The sequence below is a fragment of the Chryseobacterium sp. CCNWLW53 genome, assembly GCF_037083525.1.
Taxonomy (GTDB): Bacteria; Bacteroidota; Bacteroidia; order Flavobacteriales; family Weeksellaceae; genus Chryseobacterium; species Chryseobacterium lathyri.
Genome location: NZ_JBAOJR010000002.1, coordinates 757,193 through 783,081 on the forward strand (window position 1 = coordinate 757,193; position 25,889 = coordinate 783,081).

At 36.4% G+C, this 25,889-nt stretch carries 27 protein-coding genes; 26 read left to right on the forward strand and 1 reads right to left on the reverse strand.

The features are described from left to right. Positions 1-76 precede the first annotated feature (76 nt). The gene (locus V6R96_RS08455; protein ID WP_111958093.1) at positions 77-730 is read left to right on the forward strand and encodes a porin family protein; all 654 of its coding nucleotides are present in this window, start codon (positions 77-79) and stop codon (positions 728-730) included. Between the two features lie 64 nt (positions 731-794). Here the strand turns inward: V6R96_RS08455 and ffh are convergent, their stop codons facing one another. Continuing rightward, positions 795-2,156, reverse strand: a complete 1,362-nt coding sequence (ffh, locus tag V6R96_RS08460; RefSeq protein ID WP_048504315.1) for a signal recognition particle protein — start codon at positions 2,154-2,156, stop codon at positions 795-797. Positions 2,157-2,778: 622 nt separating this feature from the next. Between ffh and atpB the strand changes: the two genes are divergently transcribed. The 25 genes from atpB (at position 2,779) to V6R96_RS08585 (ending at position 25,837) form a co-directional block, all read left to right on the forward strand. Next, complete coding sequence (gene atpB, locus V6R96_RS08465; RefSeq protein WP_336378649.1) at positions 2,779-3,879, forward strand: F0F1 ATP synthase subunit A; 1,101 nt, start codon at positions 2,779-2,781, stop codon at positions 3,877-3,879. 57 nt (positions 3,880-3,936) lie between these two features. After that, the gene (atpE, locus tag V6R96_RS08470; RefSeq protein WP_040994829.1) at positions 3,937-4,128 is read left to right on the forward strand and encodes an ATP synthase F0 subunit C; all 192 of its coding nucleotides are present in this window, start codon (positions 3,937-3,939) and stop codon (positions 4,126-4,128) included. Positions 4,129-4,211: 83 nt separating this feature from the next. Then, positions 4,212-4,709 (forward strand): F0F1 ATP synthase subunit B, encoded by a 498-nt coding sequence (locus V6R96_RS08475; RefSeq protein ID WP_111958089.1) that lies wholly within the window; start codon positions 4,212-4,214, stop codon positions 4,707-4,709. A gap of 2 nt (positions 4,710-4,711) precedes the next feature. Further along, complete coding sequence (atpH, locus tag V6R96_RS08480) at positions 4,712-5,251, forward strand: ATP synthase F1 subunit delta (protein ID WP_111958087.1); 540 nt, start codon at positions 4,712-4,714, stop codon at positions 5,249-5,251. An 18-nt stretch (positions 5,252-5,269) separates the two neighbouring features. Next, complete coding sequence (gene atpA / locus V6R96_RS08485) at positions 5,270-6,847, forward strand: F0F1 ATP synthase subunit alpha (protein WP_336378650.1); 1,578 nt, start codon at positions 5,270-5,272, stop codon at positions 6,845-6,847. A gap of 73 nt (positions 6,848-6,920) precedes the next feature. Further along, positions 6,921-7,787, forward strand: a complete 867-nt coding sequence (atpG, locus tag V6R96_RS08490; protein WP_111958083.1) for an ATP synthase F1 subunit gamma — start codon at positions 6,921-6,923, stop codon at positions 7,785-7,787. A gap of 103 nt (positions 7,788-7,890) precedes the next feature. Beyond that, positions 7,891-9,249, forward strand: a complete 1,359-nt coding sequence (locus V6R96_RS08495; protein ID WP_111958081.1) for a hemolysin family protein — start codon at positions 7,891-7,893, stop codon at positions 9,247-9,249. A 10-nt stretch (positions 9,250-9,259) separates the two neighbouring features. Then, a complete protein-coding gene (locus V6R96_RS08500; RefSeq protein ID WP_111958079.1) occupies positions 9,260-9,565 on the forward strand; it encodes an ATP-dependent Clp protease adaptor ClpS in 306 nt (101 codons plus the stop codon). 129 nt (positions 9,566-9,694) lie between these two features. Further along, on the forward strand, positions 9,695-11,533 hold the full coding sequence (locus V6R96_RS08505; protein ID WP_336378651.1) for a T9SS type A sorting domain-containing protein: 1,839 nt from the start codon (positions 9,695-9,697) through the stop codon (positions 11,531-11,533). A 119-nt stretch (positions 11,534-11,652) separates the two neighbouring features. Beyond that, a complete protein-coding gene (gene udk, locus V6R96_RS08510; protein WP_111958075.1) occupies positions 11,653-12,267 on the forward strand; it encodes a uridine kinase in 615 nt (204 codons plus the stop codon). Position 12,268: 1 nt separating this feature from the next. Further along, on the forward strand, positions 12,269-12,625 hold the full coding sequence (locus V6R96_RS08515) for a septum formation initiator family protein (RefSeq protein ID WP_111958073.1): 357 nt from the start codon (positions 12,269-12,271) through the stop codon (positions 12,623-12,625). Positions 12,626-12,833: 208 nt separating this feature from the next. After that, positions 12,834-13,994: a methylmalonyl-CoA mutase family protein gene (locus V6R96_RS08520; protein ID WP_336378652.1), complete on the forward strand. Its 1,161-nt coding sequence runs from the start codon at positions 12,834-12,836 to the stop codon at positions 13,992-13,994. A gap of 13 nt (positions 13,995-14,007) precedes the next feature. Further along, positions 14,008-14,457 (forward strand): hypothetical protein, encoded by a 450-nt coding sequence (locus tag V6R96_RS08525; protein ID WP_336378653.1) that lies wholly within the window; start codon positions 14,008-14,010, stop codon positions 14,455-14,457. Between the two features lie 5 nt (positions 14,458-14,462). Next, a complete protein-coding gene (locus V6R96_RS08530) occupies positions 14,463-14,903 on the forward strand; it encodes a DinB family protein (protein ID WP_336378654.1) in 441 nt (146 codons plus the stop codon). Between the two features lie 122 nt (positions 14,904-15,025). Continuing rightward, positions 15,026-16,174, forward strand: a complete 1,149-nt coding sequence (locus V6R96_RS08535; RefSeq protein ID WP_336378655.1) for a class I SAM-dependent methyltransferase — start codon at positions 15,026-15,028, stop codon at positions 16,172-16,174. A 136-nt stretch (positions 16,175-16,310) separates the two neighbouring features. Next, on the forward strand, positions 16,311-16,976 hold the full coding sequence (locus V6R96_RS08540; RefSeq protein WP_336378656.1) for an OmpA family protein: 666 nt from the start codon (positions 16,311-16,313) through the stop codon (positions 16,974-16,976). A gap of 77 nt (positions 16,977-17,053) precedes the next feature. Next, complete coding sequence (locus tag V6R96_RS08545) at positions 17,054-18,433, forward strand: dipeptidase (protein ID WP_336378657.1); 1,380 nt, start codon at positions 17,054-17,056, stop codon at positions 18,431-18,433. A 139-nt stretch (positions 18,434-18,572) separates the two neighbouring features. Next, positions 18,573-19,490, forward strand: a complete 918-nt coding sequence (locus V6R96_RS08550; protein ID WP_336378658.1) for a T9SS type A sorting domain-containing protein — start codon at positions 18,573-18,575, stop codon at positions 19,488-19,490. 149 nt (positions 19,491-19,639) lie between these two features. Beyond that, positions 19,640-20,344, forward strand: a complete 705-nt coding sequence (locus V6R96_RS08555) for an SDR family oxidoreductase (protein ID WP_336378659.1) — start codon at positions 19,640-19,642, stop codon at positions 20,342-20,344. 153 nt (positions 20,345-20,497) lie between these two features. Further along, positions 20,498-21,244 (forward strand): electron transfer flavoprotein subunit beta/FixA family protein, encoded by a 747-nt coding sequence (locus V6R96_RS08560; protein WP_336378660.1) that lies wholly within the window; start codon positions 20,498-20,500, stop codon positions 21,242-21,244. Between the two features lie 100 nt (positions 21,245-21,344). Next, positions 21,345-22,292, forward strand: a complete 948-nt coding sequence (locus V6R96_RS08565; RefSeq protein ID WP_223559369.1) for an electron transfer flavoprotein subunit alpha/FixB family protein — start codon at positions 21,345-21,347, stop codon at positions 22,290-22,292. Positions 22,293-22,480: 188 nt separating this feature from the next. Beyond that, positions 22,481-23,080 (forward strand): bifunctional nuclease family protein, encoded by a 600-nt coding sequence (locus V6R96_RS08570; RefSeq protein ID WP_111958051.1) that lies wholly within the window; start codon positions 22,481-22,483, stop codon positions 23,078-23,080. Positions 23,081-23,100: 20 nt separating this feature from the next. Then, positions 23,101-24,483 carry a nucleoside permease gene (locus tag V6R96_RS08575; RefSeq protein ID WP_111958049.1) on the forward strand — a complete coding sequence of 461 codons (1,383 nt, stop codon included), beginning with the start codon at positions 23,101-23,103 and terminating at the stop codon, positions 24,481-24,483. Between the two features lie 117 nt (positions 24,484-24,600). Then, positions 24,601-25,155, forward strand: coding sequence for an RNA polymerase sigma factor (locus V6R96_RS08580; RefSeq protein WP_111958047.1), 555 nt, complete (start codon positions 24,601-24,603; stop codon positions 25,153-25,155). After that, complete coding sequence (locus tag V6R96_RS08585) at positions 25,121-25,837, forward strand: hypothetical protein (RefSeq protein WP_336378661.1); 717 nt, start codon at positions 25,121-25,123, stop codon at positions 25,835-25,837. The genes V6R96_RS08580 and V6R96_RS08585 overlap by 35 nt, the downstream gene beginning before the upstream one ends. The last annotated feature ends 52 nt before the right edge of the window (positions 25,838-25,889 follow it).

Here is a 25,889-nt window from a genome sequence, read left to right on the forward strand (position 1 = left end):
AGCATTTGTAAAAATAGAAGCCCTAATTATTTTAGGGCTTTTTTATCTTTAAAAACTTTTTTAAAATAAAATAACCATGAAAAAAATCTTATTGGCATCAGCTCTTGCTTTTTGTGCAGGAATGAATGCGCAGACAAAATTCGGTGTAAAAGCAGGGTATGCATTATCAAAACTGAATTCAAATGACGATCTTGATGCATTTGAAGGCGTAAGTGGAGGCTTGAAATCTAAATCAGGCTTTTATGTAGGCGCTTTGGTAGAGCATAAATTCAATAATAAATTTGCTGTGCAGGGAGAAGTTCAGTATGCAAACCTGGGTGGGAAAGTTGAAGTTTCAACAATGGGAATTACTGTTACGGAAAAATTCAATTTCAACAGAATTGTAGTTCCTGTAACTGCAAGATATTATGCTACCCCTGAACTTGGAGTATACGCAGGACCTTTTGTAAGCTTCAGAACCAACACGAAAGTAAATATTGACGTATCAGGAGGAATGGCAAATCCACAGGCTGTAAATGAAGGTGAACAATTCCTGGAAAAGAACTTTGATGATAACCTTAAGTCTGCTGAATTCGGTTTGGTTTTAGGGGCTGATTATAACGTATACAAAGGATTATTTGTAGATGCCCGTTACAGTTTCGGACTGACCAATATGATCAAAGATCCAGTAAACGATGAAAAGCTGAAAATGAATTTCTTCCAGATCGGAATAGGATATAAATTCAAATAAAAATAAAAAACTCTCAGAATTTCTGAGAGTTTTTTTATGACTTTTTGTTTAGGCTTTGTTGTTTTTATTTCCCCATCATTCCGCCCATGCCTGGCATATTTGGCATTTTGCTCATCATCTGCATCATCTGTTTTCCCTGAGGTCCCTGCATCATCTTCATCATTTTGCCCATCTGTTCGAACTGCTTCATCAGTTGATTCACATCTTCAATCTTTCTTCCTGCACCTTTTGCAATTCTCTGTTTTCTCTGGGTATTAATGATAGAAGGTCTTCTTCTTTCGTCAGGTGTCATAGAGTAGATGATTGCTTCAATGTGTTTAAAAGCATCGTCACTGATCTCAACATCTTTGATTGCCTTTCCAACCCCCGGAATCATTCCCATAAGGTCTTTCATATTACCCATCTTTTTGATCTGGTTGATCTGTTTAAGGAAATCATCAAATCCGAATTCGTTTTTAGCGATCTTTTTGTGAAGCTTTTTAGCCTCTTCCTCATCAAACTGTTCCTGGGCCCTTTCTACTAAGGAAACTACATCTCCCATTCCTAAGATCCTGTCTGCCATTCTTTCCGGATAGAAAAGATCTAAAGCTTCCATTTTCTCACCGGTAGAGATGAATTTGATTGGTTTTTCAACTACAGAACGGATCGTTAAAGCAGCACCACCTCTCGTATCACCATCTAATTTCGTTAGAACAACACCGTCAAAGTTCAGGGCATCGTTGAATGCCTTTGCTGTATTTACAGCATCCTGACCGGTCATGGAATCTACTACGAATAAGGTTTCCTGAGGCTTGATGAAATAATGTACAGATTTGATCTCGTTCATCATCTGCTCGTCAATCGCAAGACGTCCTGCGGTATCGACGATCACTACATCATGACCGTTTGCTTTAGCAAAATTAATTGCATTTTCAGCAATGGTAGATGGATTGGTAGAACCTTCTTCTGTAAATACCGGAACCCCGATCTGACCACCCAATACTTTAAGCTGGTCAATTGCCGCAGGACGGTAAACGTCACAGGCAACCAATAAAGGTTTCTTAGTTCTTTTTGTTTTTAAGTAATTGGCCAGTTTTCCGGAGAAAGTAGTCTTACCCGAACCCTGAAGACCTGCAATAAGAATTACGGTAGGTTTTCCTGAAAGATTGATTCCTTCCTGAGAACCTCCCATCAGATCTACCAGCTCGTCATGGACGATCTTTGTCATCAGCTGTCCCGGTGTAAGGGAAGTAAGAACGTTCTGTCCTAAAGCTTTATCCTGAACTCTTTTGGTAAGATCTTTTGCAACTTTATAGTTAACATCGGCATCTACCAGCGCTCTACGGATCTCCTTTACGGTTTCCGCCACGTTGATTTCTGTGATTTTCCCGCGTCCGGAAATATTATGTAGAGCCTTGTCTAATTTATCCTGTAAACTATTAAACATATGTATTGTAAATTATAGGTTTGCAAAAATAAGGAATTTTTAAGCATATCCAAAGTCTTACGATACGTAATATTATATATATAGAAAAAATGATAAAAATCAATTCATGTGAAATTCGATAGAAAAAGTCTATTTTTGTGATCAGTTAAAATAAACCTTAGCATTGACAAGGTTGAAAATAAGTTTTTATAATGAAAGTAAATCCTAATATCCTGGTTACGGTATTATTCTTTTTAACATTTCTGATCCATTTTTCCCTTTGGAAATTTGTTTTTCACTTAGATGAGATTATTATTGTTAAGTTTTATCTTTTTTTAAGTGTCATGTTTATGATGATGATCACTTTGGTTATTTTAATTAATAGAACTGTACCACAGTTTTTAGGAATGTCAGTAATTGGTCTTATCTTATTAAAGTTTGGTTTAATGTATTTAATTCGTAAGAAATTAAACTTTGAAGTGATTCCGGGCTATAAATTTCATTTTATATTACCATATTTCGTCCTGACGACATTGCTTACATACTATGCAATTAAGCTGATTAATCATGACAAAAAACAGTAAAATTATTTATTGAAAATAGAAAAAATATTATATTTTTGCACAACGAAAAAAACCTATCAATGTTTAAGAAATTCGCAGTTTTATTCTACAGTATTTTTGTATTAAACTTAGTGTCTGCACAGCACGGTGAGGCCACTGCCGGGGCGGCTCCTGCTCAAGAGCTTTCCGAGAAAGACAAAGCAACTAAAGAAAACAAGGAGTTCATCACTCATCACTTGTTGGATGCTCACGACTTTACATTGATGGTGGATAAAGATGGGCACCACATTGGTTTTCCTCTTCCTGTTATTTTTTATGATAATGGTTTTCACGCTTTCATGAGCAACAGTAAAGAAGGTTTCATGCATGGTGAAACAACTGAAGTAGATGGTTCTTATTATAAATTGCACCACGAAAAAATCTACAAGACTGATGCTGCAGGAACTTTAACTTTAGATAAAGATGGTCATCCTACAAACGAAAAGCCTTTAGATCTTTCAATTACTAAAAGTGTACTTATCATTTTCTTAGTTTCGCTTTTAATGTTTGTACTGTTTACAGGAATGGCAAGGTCATATAAGAAATCTGTTGTCCCTACAGGAGCTGCAAGATTTTTAGAGCCTTTGATTATTTTTGTAAGAGACGAGATTGCTATTCCGAACATCGGACATAAGTATAAAAGATTTATGGGATACTTATTAACTGTATTCTTCTTTATTTTACTTTTAAATGTTTTAGGTTTAATGCCTTTCGGAATTAATGTTACAGGTAATATTACCATGACATTCTTCCTTGCGATCCTTACTTATTTAATTACTACATTCTCTGCTAATAAAGATTATTGGAAACATATCTTCTGGATGCCAGGAGTTCCAGTTCCAATGAAATTCATTATGTTGCCGATCGAATTATTAGGAACACTTACTAAGCCATTTGCATTGATGATTCGTCTTTTTGCCAACATGACGGCCGGACACATCGTTGTAATGACGCTAATTGGTTCAATTTATATTTTCAAAAACTGGATTGCCGGAGTAGCATTCCCATTCTTAACTTTAGTAATTTATATACTTGAAGTATTAGTGGCATTCCTTCAGGCTTATATCTTTACCATGCTTTCTGCCCTGTTTATCGGAATGGCTGTAGAAGAGCACGAGCACGAACATCACGCTGCTCATTAATAAAGAACAAGTTTGAAGCTTAAAATATTAAAAACAATTTTTTAAATTATATTTATTATGGAAATCCCTAGAATTATTGGTGGCGGTCTTATCGTACTTGGTGTAGGTATCGGTCTTGGTAAAATCGGAGCTGCTGCTCTTGAAGCTATCGCTAGACAGCCTGAGCAATCTGGAAAAATCCAAACTGCTATGCTTATTGCAGCTGCACTAGTTGAAGGTGTTGCATTTGCTGCGTTATTTGCATCATAAGCCCAACAAAAAAACATTGTTGCAGCGGTTGGCTGCAGCAATGTTAATTTAAAAAAAGTAATAATTATTTATACATTTATATAATGGAATTAATTCACCAGTTTTCATCAGGATTATTTATTATCCAGTCTGTTATTTTTCTAGCATTATTATTTTTGTTAGGCAAATTTGCTTGGAAACCTATTTTAAAATCAATCAATGACAGAGAAACTTCTATTGTTGATGCTCTTAATCAAGCTAAATTAGCAAGAAAAGAGATGGAGACTTTAAAAGAAGATAACGAAAGAATTATTCGTGAAGCTAAAATCGAAAGAGATGCTATCCTTAAAGAAGCCAGAGAAATTAAAGATAGAATCGTAGGTGAAGCTAAAGATGCTGCTAAAAATGAAGGAGATAAAATGATTGAAGCAGCTAAACAGACAATCAATGCTGAGAAAAATGCTGCTATGGCAGACATCAAAACTCAAATCGGTGCTTTATCTGTAAACATTGCTGAATCTATCCTTAAGCAGAAGTTGGATAACAACGAAGCTCAAAACGAATTAGTTCAAAATTATTTAAACAAATCTAACCTTAACTAAGAATGCTTACATCTAAAGTAGCTAAAAGATACGCACAGGGACTGCTTGATTTCACCAATGAAACAGGTCAGACAGCTGCTGTATTTTCTGAAATGAAAGATGTAAAGAAGATCATGTCTCAATCTGCAGATTTGAATAAATTCTTCCTTACACCTTACATTGATGCAAAAAAGAAAATAGAGGTAGCAGACCAGATCTTTAAAGATTTTTCAGTTTCTTCACAGAACCTGATCAGATTAGTGATCAAGCACGGACGTGAGAACCAACTGAAAAATATCGCTCAGGAGTTCATCAATAAAGTAGAGGATATCAATGGAGTACAGAGAATAACTCTTACTACAGCGACTCAGCTTTCTAAAGAGAACCTTGATCAGATTCTAAGATCTACCAATCTAGTAAAATCAGATTCAAACTTTGATCTGAATTTAAATGTGAAGCCAGATATTTTAGGAGGCTACATTTTAAGAGTAGGTGATCAGCAGATCGATGCATCTGTAAAGACAAAACTTAACCAGGTTAAAAAAGATTTTCAATTAAATTAAAGAAAAAACAACCATACAATGGCAGAAATAAATCCGGCAGAAGTATCTGCGATCTTAAAACAGCAATTGGCCAACTTCGATACTCAATCCAACGTTGAGGAAGTAGGTACAGTTTTAACCATCGGTGATGGTATTGCTCGTGTATACGGGTTAGAAAACGTACAATACGGAGAGTTGGTGAAATTTTCTAGTGATGTAGAAGGTATTGTACTTAACCTTGAAGAAGACAACGTGGGTGTTGCTCTACTTGGGGAAAGTAAATTAGTAAAAGAAGGAGATACAGTAAGAAGAACAAACAGAATCTCTTCTATCAAAGTAGGAGAAGGTATGTTAGGAAGAGTAGTAGATACTCTTGGTAACCCTATCGATGGTAAAGGTCCTATTACTGGGGATTTATACGAAATGCCATTGGAAAGAAAAGCGCCTGGGGTTATCTTCAGACAGCCGGTAACTGAGCCTTTACAGACAGGTATCGTTGCGATTGACTCTATGATCCCTGTAGGAAGAGGTCAGAGAGAGCTTATTATTGGTGACAGACAGACCGGTAAAACTACCGTTGCGATCGATACGATCATCAACCAGAAAGAGTTCTTTGATGCAGGTAAGCCTGTATATTGTATATATGTTGCTATTGGTCAGAAAGCTTCTACTGTAGCGCAAATCGTTAAAACCCTTTCTGACAAAGGAGCTTTAGCATATACTGTAATTGTTGCGGCTAACGCATCCGATCCGGTTCCAATGCAGGTATATTCTGCTATGGCTGGAGCATCTATCGGTGAGTTCTTCAGAGACACTGGTAGACCAGCATTGATCGTTTATGATGATCTATCCAAGCAAGCGGTTGCGTATCGTGAGCTTTCTCTACTATTGAGAAGACCACCGGGCCGTGAAGCTTATCCTGGAGACGTTTTCTATCTTCACTCAAGACTATTGGAAAGAGCAGCGAAAGTTATTGCTGACGACAAAATCGCGAGCCAGATGAACGATTTGCCAGATTCATTAAGACCAATCGTAAAAGGTGGCGGTTCATTAACTGCACTTCCAATTATCGAAACTCAGGCTGGTGACGTTTCTGCATATATTCCGACTAACGTAATCTCTATTACAGACGGACAGATCTTCTTGGAGTCTGATCTATTCAACTCAGGGGTTCGTCCTGCGATCAACGTAGGGATTTCTGTATCCAGAGTAGGAGGTAATGCTCAGATCAAATCAATGAAAAAAGTATCTGGTACTCTTAAATTAGACCAGGCTCAATATAAAGAATTGGAAGCGTTCGCTAAGTTCGGTTCTGACCTTGATGCTTCTACTTTAGCGGTAATCTCTAAAGGAGAAAGAAACGTTGAGATCCTTAAGCAGCCGGTAAACTCTCCACTTCCTGTAGACAGCCAGGTGGCTATGATCTACGCTGGAACTGAGAACTTATTGAGAAACGTTCCGATCAAAAAAGTAAAAGAATTCCAGATTGAATATATCGAATTCCTAAGATCTAAGCACCCTGACACAATGGCGGCTATTAAAGCAGGTAAAATCGACAACGATATTACCAACGTTCTTAAGCAGGCGGCTAACGATTTAGCTTCTAAATATAACTAAAATCTTCATTGTTTAAGGTTTAGAATCCGTTTTAAACCTTAAACTTTAGACCATAAACTTTGAACCCAAATTAATGGCAAACTTAAAAGAAATACGAGGTAGAATTACGTCAATTTCATCTACGATGCAGATTACACGTGCTATGAAAATGGTTTCCGCTGCGAAGCTTAAAAAAGCACAGGATGCCATCGTAATGCTAAGACCTTATTCTGAAAAACTGCAGGAAATCATCCAGAATGTAAATTCTAGCTCTGATCCCGATCAGGTTTCTATCTATGCTCAAAAAAGAGAAGTGAAGAGGATTCTTTTCATCGCTGTTACTTCAAACAGAGGTCTTGCAGGAGCTTTCAATTCATCTATCGTAAAAGAGCTTAACATCCAGTTTAGAGATAAGTCTCAATACGAAGTTGAAGTGCTTACCATCGGTAAAAAAGCTTTTGATGCGGTAAGAAGAACCCGTACGGTATACTCTAATGAAAGTGCTGTTTTTGACAACTTAAACTTTGATACAGTATCTCATGTTACTGAAGGAGTAATGAACAGCTTTAAAGAAGGTAAATTTGACGAAGTTTATTTAATCTACAACAAATTTGTTAATGCTGCTACTCAGGAAGTAACTACTGAACAGCTTCTTCCGATTTCTATGGCTGAAAAAGCTGAAGAAACTCAGGTGGAAACAGATTATATCTTTGAGCCGAACAGAAATGAAATTCTTGATAATTTGATCCCTAAAGCGATCAAAACCCAGGTTTTCAAAGCAGTTTTAGATTCAGTTGCCTCTGAGCATGGCGCGAGAATGACAGCAATGCACAAAGCTACAGATAATGCGCAGGAACTTAAAAATGATCTTGTCATTTTCTACAACAAAGCAAGACAGGCTGCCATTACAAACGAAATCTTAGAGATCGTTTCCGGAGCAGAAGCTTTGAAAAATTCGTAAAGAATTATTTTAACATAATATTAAAGCATCGATATTATCGATGCTTTTTTTGTTATTTATATTTTATCTATCTTTGTAAACTAAAATATTATACAACTTCTAAATGGACTCGGATATAGTCAGGCTTTTGCTAGCCTTATTTCTTGTTTTACTAAATGGCTTTTTCGTAGCCGCAGAATTCTCAATTGTTAAGGTTCGTTATTCACAGATCCAGTTAAAAGCAGCCGAAGGTAACTCTATGGCAAAACAGGCGGAGCATATTATCAAGCACCTTGATGAATACCTGTCTGCTACACAGCTTGGTATTACCCTGGCATCTCTTGCGTTGGGTTGGGTAGGTGAAAGTGCCCTGCACCACGTAGTTGAAAGTATTTTCCACTCTTTGAATGTGGAGCTTACCCAGACAACAATTACCACAATTTCAGTGGTGACAAGTTTCGTATTAATTACTGTGATGCATATTGTATTTGGTGAGCTTATCCCGAAATCTATTGCAATTAGAAAGTCGGAAGCGACTACAATGGCTACAGCAGTTCCATTAAGAGTTTTTTACACGGTTTTCAAACCATTTATCTGGTTGATGAACCTGATGTCGAATACATTTCTAAGATTAATTAAGATACATCCGGCTTCCGAACAGGAAATTCATTCCACCGAAGAACTTCAGCTTCTGGTAAAGCAGAGTGCTGATAGTGGCGAGATTGAAGAAGAGAATTATGAGATCATTAAAAATGCATTTGATTTTACAGATCATTCCGCCAAGCAGATCATGGTTCCAAGACAGAATATCACGTCTATTGACTTTGAAGAAGATATCAATGAAATTATCAACAAGATTATGGATAGTGGCTATTCGCGTATTCCCGTGTATCTTGATTCCATAGATAATGTGATTGGGATTTTCTATACCAAAGAGATTATCAGGGAATTTGTAAAGAGAAAAGGAGACCTTAACCATGAGGACCTTAAAGATCTTATGCGTGATGCATTCTTTGTTGTGGGCAGCAAAAAGATCTCGGACCTCCTGAAAATCTTCCAGCAGAAAAAACAGCACCTTGCAATAGTTATTGATGAATTTGGAGGAACAGAAGGTATTATTACCCTGGAAGATATTCTGGAAGAGCTTGTAGGAGAAATTCAGGATGAAGAAGATGATGAAGATAAGCTGGTAGATAAAATAGGAGATAATATTTATTGGGTTCAGGCTACGCAGCCACTGGATGAAATCAACGAATATCTGCCTAAAAAATTACCTCTTTCTGAAGAAAGCGAATACAACTCACTCGCAGGATTCATTCTGCATGAACTGGAAGATATTCCGGAGGAAAACGACGAATTTGATTTGGAAAATTATCATTTCAAGATTCTGAAAATGAATAATAAGAGTGTAGAGCTCGTAGAATTAGTATACGAAGGCCCGAATGTACTTAATGACCTGGCCGATAAAATAGGGGAAGTTTAAAAAGGTAGAAATGATTTTTTATAACAGCATAAAAGATTACGAAGATCCAAAACGTCAATATGAAGAAGAAGTATTGGTTTTGGATGACACAGATGAAGTATATAAACTAGTTCTCCATAATGATGATATTCACACATTTGATTATGTGATAGACTGTCTGATAGAGATTTGCAAGCATACCCTGGAACAGGCGGAGCAATGTACAATGCTCGTCCATTACAAAGGCAAATGCACAGTAAAAACAGGTTCTATGGATCTCCTTAAGCCCATGCATGAGAAACTGCTTTCGAGAGAATTAACAAGCGAAATAGTATAAACAAAACACTGCCAATTGGCAGTGTTTCTTATTAAAAGCATGTTTTTTTAGAGAATATACACTTATTGGTGAAAAATTTCGTCATATTTATTTATATTAGCAATTAAGACACACTCTAAATATAAATAAATGAAACAAAAAATTACTTCGCTGGTTCTTGGGAGTATATTATGCTGTTCCGCATTACATGCTCAGGAATCATCTTTTGAAGCTCCGGCTAAAAACTGGATCAAAGAAAACTCAAGAAATTTAGGAATTCCGGGATTCAGCGGACTCACATTAAGCTCAGTACGCAAAAGCAATACAGGAGAAACCCTGCGATTTCAGCAGATGATAAAAGACGTTCCTGTTTTTCAGTCTGAAATTGTGGTCCATTTCAACAAATCCGGTAAAATAAGTTATACAGGGACAGAAAGTTTGAAGAAAAACCTGAAAGAAACTGATACGGTTCCCTCTGTGTCTGCTTCAGAAGCGCTTAAAAAAGCCCATAGAGCTTCCCGGTCAAAAGGAGAGATTACCTATGAAGAAAATAAGCTGTTTATCTACATTACAGATTCAGGAGAAACAAAACTGGTTTACAGGGTACTGATCAGCTCTTTTGATAATCCCGGCAGCTGGGAAACCATTGTGGATGCAAAAACAGGTGATGTGATCAGCATGAAAGACATTTCTGTAAAACATCATGATAAAAATGATTCACTTCATAAGAAAAAAGATAAAAAAGTAACATCAAAGAAGGCTTTGGTAACTGGAAGTGCCTACATTTTTCAACCGGATCCTTTATCTAAAACAGGATCAGCTTATGCAGGTGATTTTGTAGATAATAACGACGCTACCAACGCCAGTCTGGATGCTGCAAGAACTTTAGTGACAATTCCTGAAATTGATTTTACAGGCGGAATTTATACCTTAAAGGGAACGTATGCAGAAATTAAGGAGATAGAGGCACCTGCAAAAGGAATTTTTACACAGTCTACCAATCAGTTTTTGTTTAACAGAAGTGATGATGGATTTGAAGCAGTGAATGCTTACTGGCACCTTGATAATAGTTTAAGATACATCAATGTAACTTTAGGAATTGTCTGCAAACCTTCACAAAACAATGGGGTATTAAGATTTGATCCGCATGGTTTTAGTGGTCAGGATAACTCTCATTATCTGACAGGAAGTGAGTCACTTGGATTTGGTGAAGGCGGTGTAGACGATGCTGAAGATGCTGATGTAATTTTACATGAATTGGGACACGGAATTCATCACTGGCTGGCAGGAGGAATTTCCAATGCAGACGGTCTGAGCGAAGGATGCGGCGATTACTGGGCACAGTCTTACAGCAGAAGCTTAAATCAATGGTCTACATCTGCTCCGGAATACAACTGGATGTTCAGCTGGGACGGTCATAATTCTTTCTGGGATGGCAGAATAACCAATACTACAATGACATATCCGGGATCCGGATCCTATTATGATAAAGCACAGATTTGGTCTGCGGCACTGATGAGAATTTATAACAGAATAGGAAAAGAGAAAACGGACAGAGCGTTTTTAGAAGGACTGAATTTAACAACTTCAACAACAAACCAGCAAAATGCGGCCATTGCCGTAAGACAGGCCAGTATTGATATGCTGGGACAGTTCGGGTTCAATTGTAATGATATCACCGCTATGACAGAGGAATTTACAGCTGCAGGCTATGTTCTTCCGGAATATAGCTGTACACTGGGTACCAAAGAAACAGTTAAAGAAAACCCAGTTTCAGTATATCCAAACCCGGTTTCTGATGTTCTTATCGTTTTGTTGAAAGGGAACAAAGAAGAAAAAGCCGAAATTTATAACATGGAAGGCCGAAAAGTAATGGAAACAACGATAAAGAATAACAGCAACAGAATTGATGTTTCAAACCTTCCGTCCGGAAATTATATCCTGACCGTAAAAGAAATTAATTTATCTGCAAAATTCATTAAAAAATAAAAACTTTAAATCCGGTGTCCAGACATCGGATTTTTTGTTATACCAAATTCTGCGGGATTGTTTTACTTGCATTCATCTAAAATAGTATATTTGTACCAACTATAAAGAAACAAAAAAGAATGCTTGTAATAGGAATTGCTGGAGGAACAGGATCCGGCAAAACTACAGTTGTTGATAAGATACTGCAACAGCTTGATATTGAAGGAATGAATATCCTTTCTCAGGATAATTATTATCACGATAACCCGAATCTGACACTGACCGAGAGAGAGGCGCTTAATTATGACCATCCAAAGTCTATAGATTTCGATTTAATGATAAAACACGTAAAAGCTTTAAAAAACAATGAGTCTATAGAACAGCCCATTTACAGCTTTGTAACCCATTCCCGAACTGGCGACCACGTCACTGTAGAACCTAAAAATGTATTGGTAGTAGAAGGTATTCTGGTATTGACGAACAAAGAACTGCTGAAAGAATTTGATTTAAAAGTATTTGTTCATGCAGATTCAGACGAAAGACTGATCAGAAGAATCAGGCGGGATACTCAGGAAAGAGGAAGAGATCTGAGTGAAGTCCTTCACCGTTATCAGACCACTTTGAAGCCAATGCATCAGGAATTCATTGAGCCATCCAAGAATGACGCAGATCTGATCATTCCGAATATGAGACAGAATTCCGTAGCGATTGATTTTTTAACTACTGTTATTAAAAATTCGTTGAGAAAACATTAAAATGGAAGAAAACAAACTTATTAAAGACATTCAGCCGAAATCTGAAACATTTAAAATGATCCAGAAATATGTTCTGAATAAATATACCATTACAATCTGTATGTTTTTGGTCTGGATGATTTTCTTTGATAAAACCTCTTTCCTTGTTATTAATGAACTGAACGGTGAGATCAGCCGATATGAAGACCAGCTTGAATACTATAAAAAAGAGTACGAAAAAAATGATACTTTTTATAAAAAGCTGATGAACAATAAGTCGGAAAAAGAAAAATACGCAAGAGAAAATTATTTTATGAAAAAACCGGATGAAGAGATCTTCATTTTGGTAGTAGACAGCACAAATAGTGCTAAAAAATAAGAAATTTGAAATGTGAAAGTCAATTAGCTTTGCTGTGAATGGTCAATAGTCAATTTTCATGACTCACCATTGACTTGCGACGCAAAATTCACCATTCACATAAAAATGATAAACGTAATCGTGAATTATCAATGGTTAATAGTCAATTTTAATAATTTTACCATTGCCTGCAAAGCAAAATTCACCATTCACCCATAATAAACAGCCAATGTCAGCAGATATACTTCCAAACTGGGAAAATTTAGTAAAAAAACAGCTTAAAACAGAAGACATTTATTCCATCTTAAATAAGGAAAATCTGGAAGGAATTGATGTAAAACCTTTTTACAGTGAAGTTCAGCAACCATTGGCAAACCTGCCAAAAGTTGAGGAAAATACCCATCTCGTAGCAAGATATCACGAAAGCCTGGAAGAAGATGTATTTGCATTTGTCTTAGACCACAACGTAGAAAACCTTGAGCAAAAAACAATTTTTGTCAATAATAAAGACCTTGCCGGTCATATCAGCCCGAAAGAAGAAGACCAGTATTTTTCACTGATTGATGTTTTTAAAGAAAATGAAGGCATCATTGATGACCAGCTGACTAAAGAACTTTTATCAAAAGACTTCAGAAGAAACATCTGTGTTGATATTTCGCTTCATCAGAATGCCGGAGCTGCCATTTACCAGCAGTTGGGAATTGCGCTGGCGAAAACCAAGGAACTTGCTGAAGTGTATGGCTCTGAAATTTTGAACAAACTGATTTTCAGAATAGCAGTGGGTGGGAATTATTTCTTTGAGATGGCTAAGCTGAGAGCTTTTAAAATAGTTTTTAACCAACTTTCCAAAGAATATGGTTTAAATGAAACGCCATATATTTTTGCAGAGACATCTTTAAGGAATAAGGCTGTTGCAGACAGTGAAAATAATCTGATCCGTTCGACACTAGAACTGGCATCCGCAATGATTGCAGGAGCAGATGCGGTGTTCAGCAATAATTATCTTGTAAACAGAAGCACTGATAATTCCGAAGAGATTTCCTTTAAGCAGCAGATTGTTCTCGCTTATGAAAGCATCATTAATGTATTTGAGGATGCATCGAACGGAAGTTATTACGTTGAAGATATTACCCGTCAGATGGCAGAAAAATCCTGGGCATTATTTGTTGAAATAGAAGAGGCAGGAGGGTATCTGGAACTTTTGAAACAGGGAATCATTCAGAAAAAGATCTACGATCATGCTGTTGAAGAGCAAAGATGGGTGGAAGAAGGTAAAATAAAGCTGATAGGAGTGAATTTATACCCCAAATTAGACGTTAAAAGGTCCATTGAAGATCTTTACAGCGAAAAAGAGATTAGAGCTGTACGTTGGGCTGAAATGTTTGAATAACATTAGGATTATCATGAGAAAAAGCTGGATATTTCTTCTTCTAATGTTTTTTGGAACATGTTTTTCACAATCTGTAAAAGATTTATATGGAAAATGGACGGGAACAGATGATAAAAATAATAAGGGATCTTTTACTTTTTTTCCGGATGGTTTTACGTATGTTGAATACAGTGGAATGGTAATCGATGGCGGAGATTATACAATTCCGGACGGCCCTAATCAGGGTAAAAAAGGTTATGTTCAATATGATGTTGATTTTTCTGCAAAACCTTACAGGTTTAAACTGATTGCTTCTTATAATAATCAGGAAGGACAGTTGGAAGAAGTTCAATTTTTAAAGGGACTTATTGAATTTACTAATGAAAAGGAATTTTTATTTTTTATAGATTTTGATAATGAAGATCCTAAAATTTTAGATCCATTATCCCGCAATACAATTATAATGCATAAAGAGTCAAACTAAAAGTAATGAAAGAAAAACTGATTGACCTTTTTGAATACACCCATCATTTCAACAAAGAAATGATTAAATATATTTCAGAGAATAGATCGAAAGTTGATGAAAAAACAATCAATCTGATCAATCATATATTGAATGCCCAGCAGATCTGGAATTCACGGATATTGGGCGAAAACTCATTTGAAGTCTGGCAGGTCAACCCTTTTGAGTCTCTTGATGAAATTAATCAGCAGAATTTTCTGAAAAGTATTGATATCATTCAAAAATCCGATATGGATCAAAGAGTGGAATACCAAAATTCAAGAGGAATAAAATTTGAAAATAGTATTTTTGAAATGCTGTTTCATGCCGTGAACCATTCAACCTATCATCGGGGCCAGATCAATTCCCTTCTAAAACAAAGCGGTATTGATCCGTTACTGACAGATTATATTTTTTATAAAAGATAAAATCTAGGTATTGCCTTGAAAAATATAATGATCAGTTGTAGAACGTCACTCTGAGCGGAGTCGAAGTATTTTATAATCATTTATATTATTCATTTATAAAATTTGAAAATTCCAGGAAATCTGTGGAAAACAAATTATTAAACAAAGAAATTCAAAACTATATCAATGCAAATCTGAATACAGACCTGCATTCTCTTCTGTTAAAAAAATCCCCGTTTCCAAATGTTTCCATGCTGGAAATTGTCCAGCAGATCAAAGGAAAACAGACGGCACAGAAGAAATTTCCGTTTCTGCTGAAAGAAGGAATTATTTTTCCGCCGCAACTTAATTTAGAGCAGGCTTCTTCGGAAACAACGGCACTTTACAAGTCGCAGATCCTTAAAGGGAATAGATTCGTGGACCTGACCAGCGGTTTTGGAATCGATGCCTATTATCTTTCTGGGAATTTCAATGAGGTGACTCTCGTGGAAAAAAATCTCGAATTACTGAATATAGTAGAACATAATTGGGGAATTTTAGGCAGAAAAGCATCTTTTATCAATCAAAATCTGGAAGACTTTCTGAGTACGAATAAAGAATATTTTGATGTTATTTATTTAGATCCTGCAAGAAGAGACCACAATAAAAATAAAGTATTTCTGCTTGAAGATCTTTCGCCGGATATCCTGCAGATTAAAGACGTTCTTCTTGCGACTGCAGATCAGGTGATTATAAAACTTTCACCGTTAATCGATTTAAAATATCTGATTTCGGTATTGCCAGATATTTTCAGGATAGAAATAATAGCCCTGAAAAATGATGTAAAAGAAGCCGTTGTTTTTTTATCCAATGAAAAAAGAAATGGCATTACAGTAAATTGTATCAACCTGGAAAGCGGGGAACCTGATTTTAAGTTCGTATTTGGAGAAGAGGACAATGCTCAACCTGTGTATTCCGAGCCTGAAAAGTTCATCTATATTCCTAATAACAGTATTTTAAAAGCCGGAGTTTTTAATCTGGTCTCAGAAAGATTCGGGCTTAAAAAACTTCATCCCAATACCCATCTCTATACTTCATATCAGAAAATTAATGATTTTCCCGGTAGAGTTTTAGAAATGGAATCTGTTGAATCTAAGCAGATTAAAAAGAAAGAGCAGTTTAATATCATTTCAAAGAATTATCCTTTAAAACCTGAAGATATCAAAAAGAAATATGGAATAAAAGACGGTGGCGAAGGCTACCTTATTTTTACACAATCCAAAAAAGGGAAAATTATTTTAAAATCAGTATAAAAATGTTGCCGAAAAAAGCAGGATTTCTTACTTTTGGGCAATCAAAAATTTAAGCATGAAATCGCTTGCTGTTAAAATATGATAACCGGCTAAAATAATGCGATTCCATATGACATTTAAAAAATAAATTTTACATATGAAAAAATTCATTATATGTTTAGCTGTTGCAACAGTAGCCGTAAGCTGTAAAAAGATCCAGGCAGGAGGAAACAAGAATACTCTGAAACTGGAAGAAGGAGTAGAAAGATATTCCGATGATGCACAGGGTGGAGGTGAAGCACACGGTCATGAAGCTGCTGCAGGACATGGTTCTGAACATGCTGAGAAGAGATCTCAGGTTTCTATTGATTTAAATGGGGTTGCTCTGAAAGGTTTTGCTAACGGAATGGAAGACAGCATTGTAAAATACCTGAAATCCGGACAATATGCTTCTGCTACAGAAGATGGATTGAAAAATGTATGGTATGACTTTGATAATGTTAACTTCAAAATGGGTTCTGCCAATCAGTTGGAAGCTGGTTCTCAGGAGCAGTTGAGTAATCTTGCTAAAATTTTGAAAGCTTACCCGGATGCAAAAATTAAAATTGGCGGTTATACTGATAAAACCGGAGATGAACCTAAAAATGTGAAATTATCTCAGGACAGAGCCAATTTCATTAAAGCTCAGCTTACCGCTTTAGGTGCCGGAGGACAGATTGTCTCAGCAGAAGGATATGGAAGCCAGTTTGCAAAAGTGGATGCAAAAGCATCTGATGCAGAAAGAGCGTCTGACAGAAAAATGTCTGTAAGATTTACAAAATAATTTAAATACAATAAAGTATATGAATGTCTTGCTCAAGCAGGGCATTTTTTTTATTTTTAACGAAACAAATTTTTAAAATGCAAGAGACATTAAATTACATCAATGAAAACAAACAGCGTTTCGTGGATGAATTATTTGAGTTATTGAGAATTCCTTCTATTTCTGCAGATCCGGCTTATAAAAATGACGTCTTGAAATGTGCGGATGTTGTTGCAGAATATCTTAAAAATGCAGGGGCTGACAATGTAGAAGTATGTAAAACCAAAGGATATCCTATTGTTTTTGGAGAAAAACTTTTAGATAAAAATTTGCCAACAGTATTGGTATACGGACATTATGATGTTCAGCCGGCAGATCCCTTGGAGCTTTGGACAAAACCACCTTTTGAACCTTATATTGAAAAAACAGAACTTCATCCTGACGGAGCCATTTTTGCAAGAGGTTCTGCGGATGATAAAGGACAGTTTTTTATGCATTTAAAGGCTTTTGAAGCGATGATGAAGACAAACTCTCTTCCTTGTAATGTTAAATTTATTTTGGAAGGTGAGGAAGAAGTAGGATCCGTAAGCTTGGGAGATTTCGTTAACGAAAACAAAGAAAAGTTATCTTGCGACTGTATTTTAATTTCCGACACTCATATTTACAGCAACGAACAGCCAACTGTTACAACTGGCTTAAGAGGCTTAAGCTATGTAGAAGTTGAAATAGAAGGACCGAACAGAGATCTTCATTCAGGATTGTATGGAGGAGCCGTTCCTAATCCGATTCACGTACTTTCCAGAATGATTGCTAAACTGATCGACGAAGACGGACATATTACCATAGACGGATTTTATGATAATGTAGAAACCGTATCAGATGCTGAAAGAGCAGATATGAAGAAATTGAAAGACAATCCGGAAGAATTCAAGAAATCTATCGGACTCAATGGAGTGGAAGGTGAAAAAAGCTATACAACGCTTGAAAGAACCTCTATCCGTCCTACTTTAGACTGTAATGGTATTTGGGGAGGATATACAGGAGAAGGAGCTAAAACAGTAATTCCTTCCAAAGCTTCTGCTAAAATCTCAATGCGTCTGGTTCCTTATCAGACTCCTGAAGAGATCACGGAAAAATTCACAAAATATTTTGAAAAAATTGCTCCTGAGAATGTTAAAGTAAAAGTAACACCTCACCACGGAGGAATGCCATATGTTTTACCAAGTGATACTAAAGAGTTTTTAGCGGCTAAGAAGGCTATGGAAACTGCATTTGGTAAAGAAGTTCTTCCTTACAGAAGTGGAGGCAGTATCCCGATCACGGCGATGTTTGAAAAGGTATTGGGCGCTAAGTCTGTGCTAATGGGTTTTGGGCTGGATTCAGATGCAATTCACTCACCGAATGAACATTACGGGCTGTTTAATTTCTATAAAGGAATTGAAAGTATTCCGCTGTTCTTCGAGAACTATTCAAAATAATTAAATATTTTATAATCATATTCAGTAAAGCGTTCCAAAATCGGAGCGCTTTACGTTTTTTTATGGTAATATCCCTATCAAATGATATTTTTTTAGTTAATGTATGTGATTATTTTTAGTTCAACCTAAAATAATTACTATGAAAAAAAACTACTCTGTCGCATTCTGCTTGTTTTCAGTGTTTTCCTTTGCGCAGCAGATCATTTCGTTTGAATATTCAGATGGATTTTATACCGGGAATATCCATGGTCAGGGGACCTGGATCAGCACGCCAACCGGTGATATGCCCCCGAACGTGCTTAACCAGATCATTTCTATGGATAATGCATCAGACGGAATTAATTCTCTGAAGATTGTAAAAGAAAACACTTATGGAACCCAATCCATTCCTATCATCGGCGCATTTGATAATCTTCCTGTATTGCTTCCCTACAACGGTTTTACGGTTTCTTTCGATATCAATATGTCCCAGCTTAATGGATCGATTTTTAGCTTTCAGGGAGTAAGCAGCGCTGACGAAAAATATATTGTCAGACTCGATTTTGATAATTCCGGTGGAATTAAAGTTCTGAAAACACTATCAGGAAATCCTGTAATGGACACTGCATTGGGAACGTGGCAGCCGAATTCCTGGTACCATATTGCAGTTGTAGGAACCGCTGCAGATGTTAAATACTATCTGAACGGGATTTTGATCTATTCCGGTATTGCAGTAGAATCAATGGATATAAACCAGTTGCGTTTCGTACACGATAATGCAGACGGAACAGCCTATATTGATAATGTTAAAGTATATAACCAGGCATTATTATCTGTAGCAAATAGTACTGTAAATAAGAATAAGGTAATTGTATATCCTAATCCTGCTTCAGATTTTATTAAAATAAATGCTTCTTCTAAGATAAAAAACATTGAAATCTATGAGGCGGCTGGCAAAAAGGTTCAGTCGATGGTAGAAAATGATAAAATTGATGTTAGAAGTTTTCCTGCTGGCACTTATCTCATCAATATTAGAACTGAAAATGGTAATTTCTCTGAGAAATTTATAAAAAAATAGGTTGAGTTTTGTATGAAATTAGTTTTCATTATTTTTCAGATAAATTATTTTGTTATAGATTAATTATAGAAATACCTGACAAATCTTAGTCTATATAAAACGCTTCAATTGAAGCGTTTTTGTTATTTTAGAGCATTAAAATTAATAATATGTCAGAAAATAAAGTAGCTTATATAACTGGAGGAACCAAAGGAATAGGTTTCGGAATAGCGAAAATATTATTGGAAAACGGTTTTTCAGTAGCATTTTCAGGACGTAAAAGAGATGATGTTGAAAAAGCTGAAGAAGAACTTAAGAAATATTCAAAGAATGTTTTGGGGATTGTTTCAGATGTAAGAAGCCTTGAAAGTGAAGAAGAGGCTGTAAAATATATTACTGAGACATTCGGAAGGCTGGATTTTGTAATTGCCAATGCAGGATTGGGAATATTCAAACCTGTAGATGAACTGACTGCCGAAGAGTGGAATGATATGATAGAAACCAATCTGACAGGCGTATTCTACACATTAAAAGCTTCTGTGAAAGAATTAAAAAAGACGCAAGGCTATTATATCACGATTTCGAGTCTGGCAGGTGCCAATTTCTTTGAAAACGGAACAGGTTACAATGCATCTAAATTTGGAGTCGTAGGATTTACTCAGGCGGCAATGATTGATCTGAGAAAATACAATATCAAATCGACGGTTATTATGCCGGGATCGGTAGCTACCAATTTTAACGGAAATGTTCCCTCAGAAAAAGACAGCTGGAAGATCCAGCCCGAAGATATGGGGAATCTGGTCCTGGATATTTTAAAAATGAATCCACGTGTTTTGCCTAGCAAAATAGAGTTTAGGGCAACAAAACCAGCCTAGTAAATGCATTTAATGTATTGAATAGTAAAAAAATAAGTATTATGCATGCATAATATATTTTTTAATTATATTAGCAACGTAAAATGTAACAAAATCTCAGCATAAAACACTAAGGTTTTTTATGCCTAAAAGGGAAAAAATAAAATAGTACACATGAAAATATTAGTTTGTATCAGTAGTGTTCCGGATACTACTTCCAAGATTAACTTTACGGCAGATAAATCTGCCTTCGACAAAAATGGAATTCAGTGGGTAATCAATCCTTTAGATGAATTTGCGTTGACAAAAGCAGTTAAACTTCAGGAATCTCAGGGTGCAACTGTAACAGTGATCAACGTAGGAGATGCTGCTACAGAACCAGTGATCAGAAAAGCATTAGCTATTGGTGCCAATGATGCCGTGAGAGTAAACCTTGATCCTAAAGACAGCTATTCTACAGCGAAAGAAATCGCTGCCGTAGCTCAGAACGGAGGATATGACCTTATCCTTTGCGGAAAAGAATCTATCGATTACAACGGAGGTTCAGTACCAGGAATGGTCGCTCAGCTGTTAAATCAGCCTTTCGTCAATGCATCTGTAGGTTTAGATATAAACGGAAGCGAAGCTACAGCTGTAAGAGAAATTGAAGGCGGAAAAGAAACGATATCAGTAAAATTACCTGCTGTAATCGCAGGACAAAAAGGATTGGTAGATGAAAAAGATCTTATCATCCCGAATATGAGAGGGATCATGTCTGCAAGAACGAAGCCTTTACAGGTAGTAGAGCCGGCTTCTTCTGAGGTGAAAGTTCAGGGAGTAACTTATGACAGCGTGCCGCCAAGAGCTGCTGTAAAAATGGTTTCTCCTGACAATTTGGATGAATTGGTAAGATTACTTCACGAAGAAGCTAAAGTAATCTAAAAATTTAAAAGAAAGAAGCTGAAACAGGGACATATGTTGAGCCCTGATCTGATTTCCAATCTTTTATCCTTAAATTTTTTAATCTTTAAATTTAAAAAAAATGGCAGTATTCGTATACGCAGAAAATATAAATGGAGTTTACAAAAAAGCAGCTTTTGAAGCCGTTTCTTATGCTAAAGCAGTTGCAGACCAGGCGGGAGATACCGTTACGGCAATCTCTGTAAACCCAACAGATTCTTCAGATTTATTGTACAAATATGGAGCATCAAACGTTATCAATGTAAAAGATGAAGGTCTTAAAAGCTTTTCAGCAAAGGCATTCGCTCAGGCTGTAAGTGAAGTGGCAGACGGAAACACTATCGTTTTCCCTCACACTACAGATGCTTCTTCTATCGCTCCTATGCTTGCAGTAATGAAGAACTATTCTTTGATTACCAATGTACTGGAAGCTCCTGAAAGCCTTTCTCCGTTCCAGGTAAAAAGAAAAGCTTTTTCAGGAAAAGGGTTTATGCATGCAAAAGCTGAAGGAAATGGGGTGATCATCACAGTTTCTCAAAATGCTTTCGGTGTAAAAGAAAGCGCTGTATCAGGATCAGAAGAAGTTAAAAATCTATCAGTAGCTAATGAAGATACTAAAGTGATCTCTCACGAGCAGAGCTCAGGGAAATTAGACCTTAAAGAAGCAGAGGTGGTAGTTTCTGCAGGAAGAGGAATGAAAGGTCCTGAAAACTGGGGAATGATTGAAGATCTTGCTAATGTTCTTGGGGCTGCTACTGCATGTTCCAAGCCGGTTTCTGATATCGGATGGAGACCTCACACAGAGCACGTAGGACAGACAGGAAAAGCAATTTCACCTAATCTTTATATTGCAGTAGGTATTTCCGGAGCTATTCAGCACTTAGCCGGGGTAAACTCTTCTAAAACCATCGTAGTTATTAATAATGATGCTGAAGCACCATTCTTTAAGTCTGCGGATTATGGAGTAGTAGGAGATGCATTCCAGATTATTCCTGCATTAACAGAGAAAATTAAAGCAATTAAAGGATAGAATAGTGAATGGTTAATAGTCAATACGCTACGCTTGTCAATTTTTCAGATAAATTAATTCACTTGCGAAGCAAAATTCACTATTGACTTTTGACACTTATCAACAATAGCATAAAAGCTCGGCTTCCGGGCTTTTATTTTTGTCTAAAAGTGAAACCTACAATAAAAAATTAATTTATATTTGTAGCTATGGATTATAAGCAGCTAATTATTCGCGGAATATCGTACAGCCAGACCCAATCGGGGGCTTACGCTTTGTTATTGGAACATGAAGAATCACATATAAAATTACCTGTTGTTATAGGAAATTTCGAGGCTCAGTCTATTTCGCTGGGACTGGAAAAAGACATCCATCCGCCCCGTCCGCTTACCCATGATTTATTCACAAAATTTATAGTTTCTGCCCATTATGAATTGGTTTCAGTGATTATTTACCAGATCGTAGACGGCGTATTTTTTTCTAATATTAATTTCAAAAATAAAGCTAATAATGAAGAGCTGATCCTGGATGCAAGAACTTCTGATGCGGTAGCAATGGCAGTAAGATTTGATGCGCCTATCTTTACCACTCAGCAGGTACTTAATGAAGCGGGAATTCTTCTTGAGCTGGAAGATGTTTCAAAAGAAGAACAGCCGTTCTCCGAAACCGAGCAGTCTGAAGATAATTTAAAAGCAGTATCTATGGAAGAGCTGCAAAAATTACTGGATGAAGCCGTAAAGGAAGAAGATTTTGATACCGCTCTGGAAATTCAGGAAGAAATTAAAAGGAGGAAAAAGAGAATTGATTAAAAGAACACTTATACTAAACTATGAATTTAAAATTACGACTTACCATCCTCAGCTTTCTTCAGTTTTTTGTTTGGGGAGCATGGCTGATTACGATGGCTAATTTTTGGTTCGGTACAAAACACTGGGACGGAACCCAGTTTGGGGCCGTTTTCGGAACCATGGGAATAGCTTCTATTTTTATGCCGACCATTACCGGGATTATTGCCGACCGCTGGGTGAATGCAGAACGTATATTTTCTGTACTGCATATCCTTTATGGGGTTATCCTTTTTGTATTGCCTCATTCCGCAGATCCTAATTCTTTCTTTTGGCTAATGCTTCTGGCGATGTGCTTTTATATGCCTACCATTGCCCTGGCAAACTCTATTTCTTACACGATCCTGAAAAACAGTAATCTGGATGTCGTGAGAGATTTTCCGCCTATCCGGGTGTGGGGAACTATCGGGTTTATTGTAGCGATGTGGATTACCAATCTTACAGGAAACAAGGCTACAGAAGGACAGTTTTATATTGGCGGGGCTATTGCGATATTTCTGGGAATCTATGCTCTGACTTTACCAAAATGTCCGCCTCAGAAGCTGATTGATAAAAATGCTCCATTATCTGAACAATTAGGCCTTAATGCATTTAAGCTTTTCGGAAGCTATAAAATGGCCTTGTTCTTTTTGTTTTCAATGCTTTTGGGAGCAGCACTTCAGCTGACTAATGCTTACGGAGATGTATTCTTAAGTGAATTTTCACACTTCCCCAAATATGCAGACTCATTTGTAGTACAGAGGTCTACGATTATCATGTCGATTTCGCAGGTCTCGGAAACACTATTTATTTTGGCAATCCCATTCTTTCTAAGAAAATTTGGAATTAAAAAAGTAATGTTGATGTCTATGTTGGCCTGGGTGCTTAGATTCGGATTCTTTGCTTATGGGGTTCCTGATGGATTTGGGCTTTCACTGATCATTTTTTCATGCATCGTATACGGAATGGCATTTGACTTCTTTAATATTTCCGGTTCTCTTTTCGTAGAAACAACGACTGATAAAAAGATAAGATCATCTGCTCAGGGATTATTTATGATGATGACCAATGGTTTTGGTGCTCTTTTCGGAAGCTATATTGCAGGTTGGGCTATCGATAAATTTTTCACGCACAAATTTACGAATGCTTCGGATTTATCTGCTTATCTTGACACAACAGCTGATAATCCTACTTTCCTGGAAATCCTTAAAAACAGCTTCAATTCAGCAGTGAATGCTGACGGAACGCTTTCATCTGTGGTCATGGTAAAAGACTGGCAGAATATATGGCTCTCATTTGCAATTTATGCATTGATCCTGGCCATTTTCTTTGCTGTTTTATTCAGACATAAACACAATCCGGAAGAAGTTTCTTCAGTAAAACACTAATTCTACTGATCTGATTATTAAAATATTAAATTGCACTTTTTGAAAGAAAGTGCAATTTTTTTTATTTTCAGGCAACCTTTTAGAATAAATTCCGTCTTATAGTTAGAAAACCGATACATGGAGAACCTCGAAAAGAATTTTTTACTGGCTAAAAAGCAGGACCGGATGGCCCAAAAGGCTCTTTACGAAATGTTTTCGGCTAAAATGCTTGCCATATCAAATTCTTATACGAATAATCTTCATGATGCAGAAGATATCCTGATCAGCGCGTTTATGAAATGCTTTACCAAGCTAGACGAATGCAGAGACTGGAAAAGCTTTCCATTTTGGCTGAGAAAAATTGTTGTCAATGATTCTATCAGTTTTGTCAGGAAGAACAGGAATATTCTTTATGCCGATATAGAAATTGCAGACGAGTATTCTGATGAAGATATAAATGAACGGCTGGAAGAAATCAATATTGAAGAAATATTTTTAAAGATGCCGGCAGGGTATAGGCTGATCTTCAATCTATATGTTTTTGAAGAAAAAAAACATCAGGAAATCGCAAAAATGCTGAATATTTCAGAGGGAACAAGTAAAAGCCAGCTAAGCAAAGCCAAAAAATGGCTTACAGAATTTTTAAAAGCAGAAGAAAATGAAAAAAGAGATACTGAAACAGTTAAAGTCTGACTACGAAAGACTCGAAATTAAGCCTTCTGAAGATCTTTGGGATAAATTAGACCAGAAGTTGGATAATACACCTGATATGCCGTTAAACCGGTCTTTTAAGTGGTGGAAGTATGCTGCTGCTGTATTGCTCTTTATTTCTGCAGGAACATTTATTTATTATAACAATTATAAAACAAAATTTGAGAGTAAACAAACAGATTATATTGTTAAAAAAACTCTTAAAAAGACAGTAAATCCTATAAATGCAGGCTTGGAAGATCAAAGACTTATTTCGAATGAGCCTATCCGGGAGAATACAGTAAAAATTGTAAACAAAAATCTGGAAAAATTTAGTTCTGATCATGCATTAATTCCAAAAAGAGAAAGAAGATCGAACGATACTCAGATTGCCGAACATAAAGAAGGGCAAAATATAGTTATTCAACCGGAAAATAATATCATTAACAATGAAAAAGCGGAGAATACTGTGATGCCAAATCCTCCTTTACTTGCAGAAGTGAAGAAATCAAAATCAAACTATATCAATCCTGATGAACTTCTTTTGGGCAGAGAATTTGATAAAGCCCGGAAAAAAGCCAGTAAGGATGAACGTAAATTAGGAGCTTTCAAATTTGATAATATTGTTCCGAATGTAGGCAATGTAACCGTTTTGGGAGTAACGGTCTATCTGGAATCCAAATAAAACTGAATTTTTTATAAAATCCAAATAATACTGGCCTGAAACAGGGACAGAG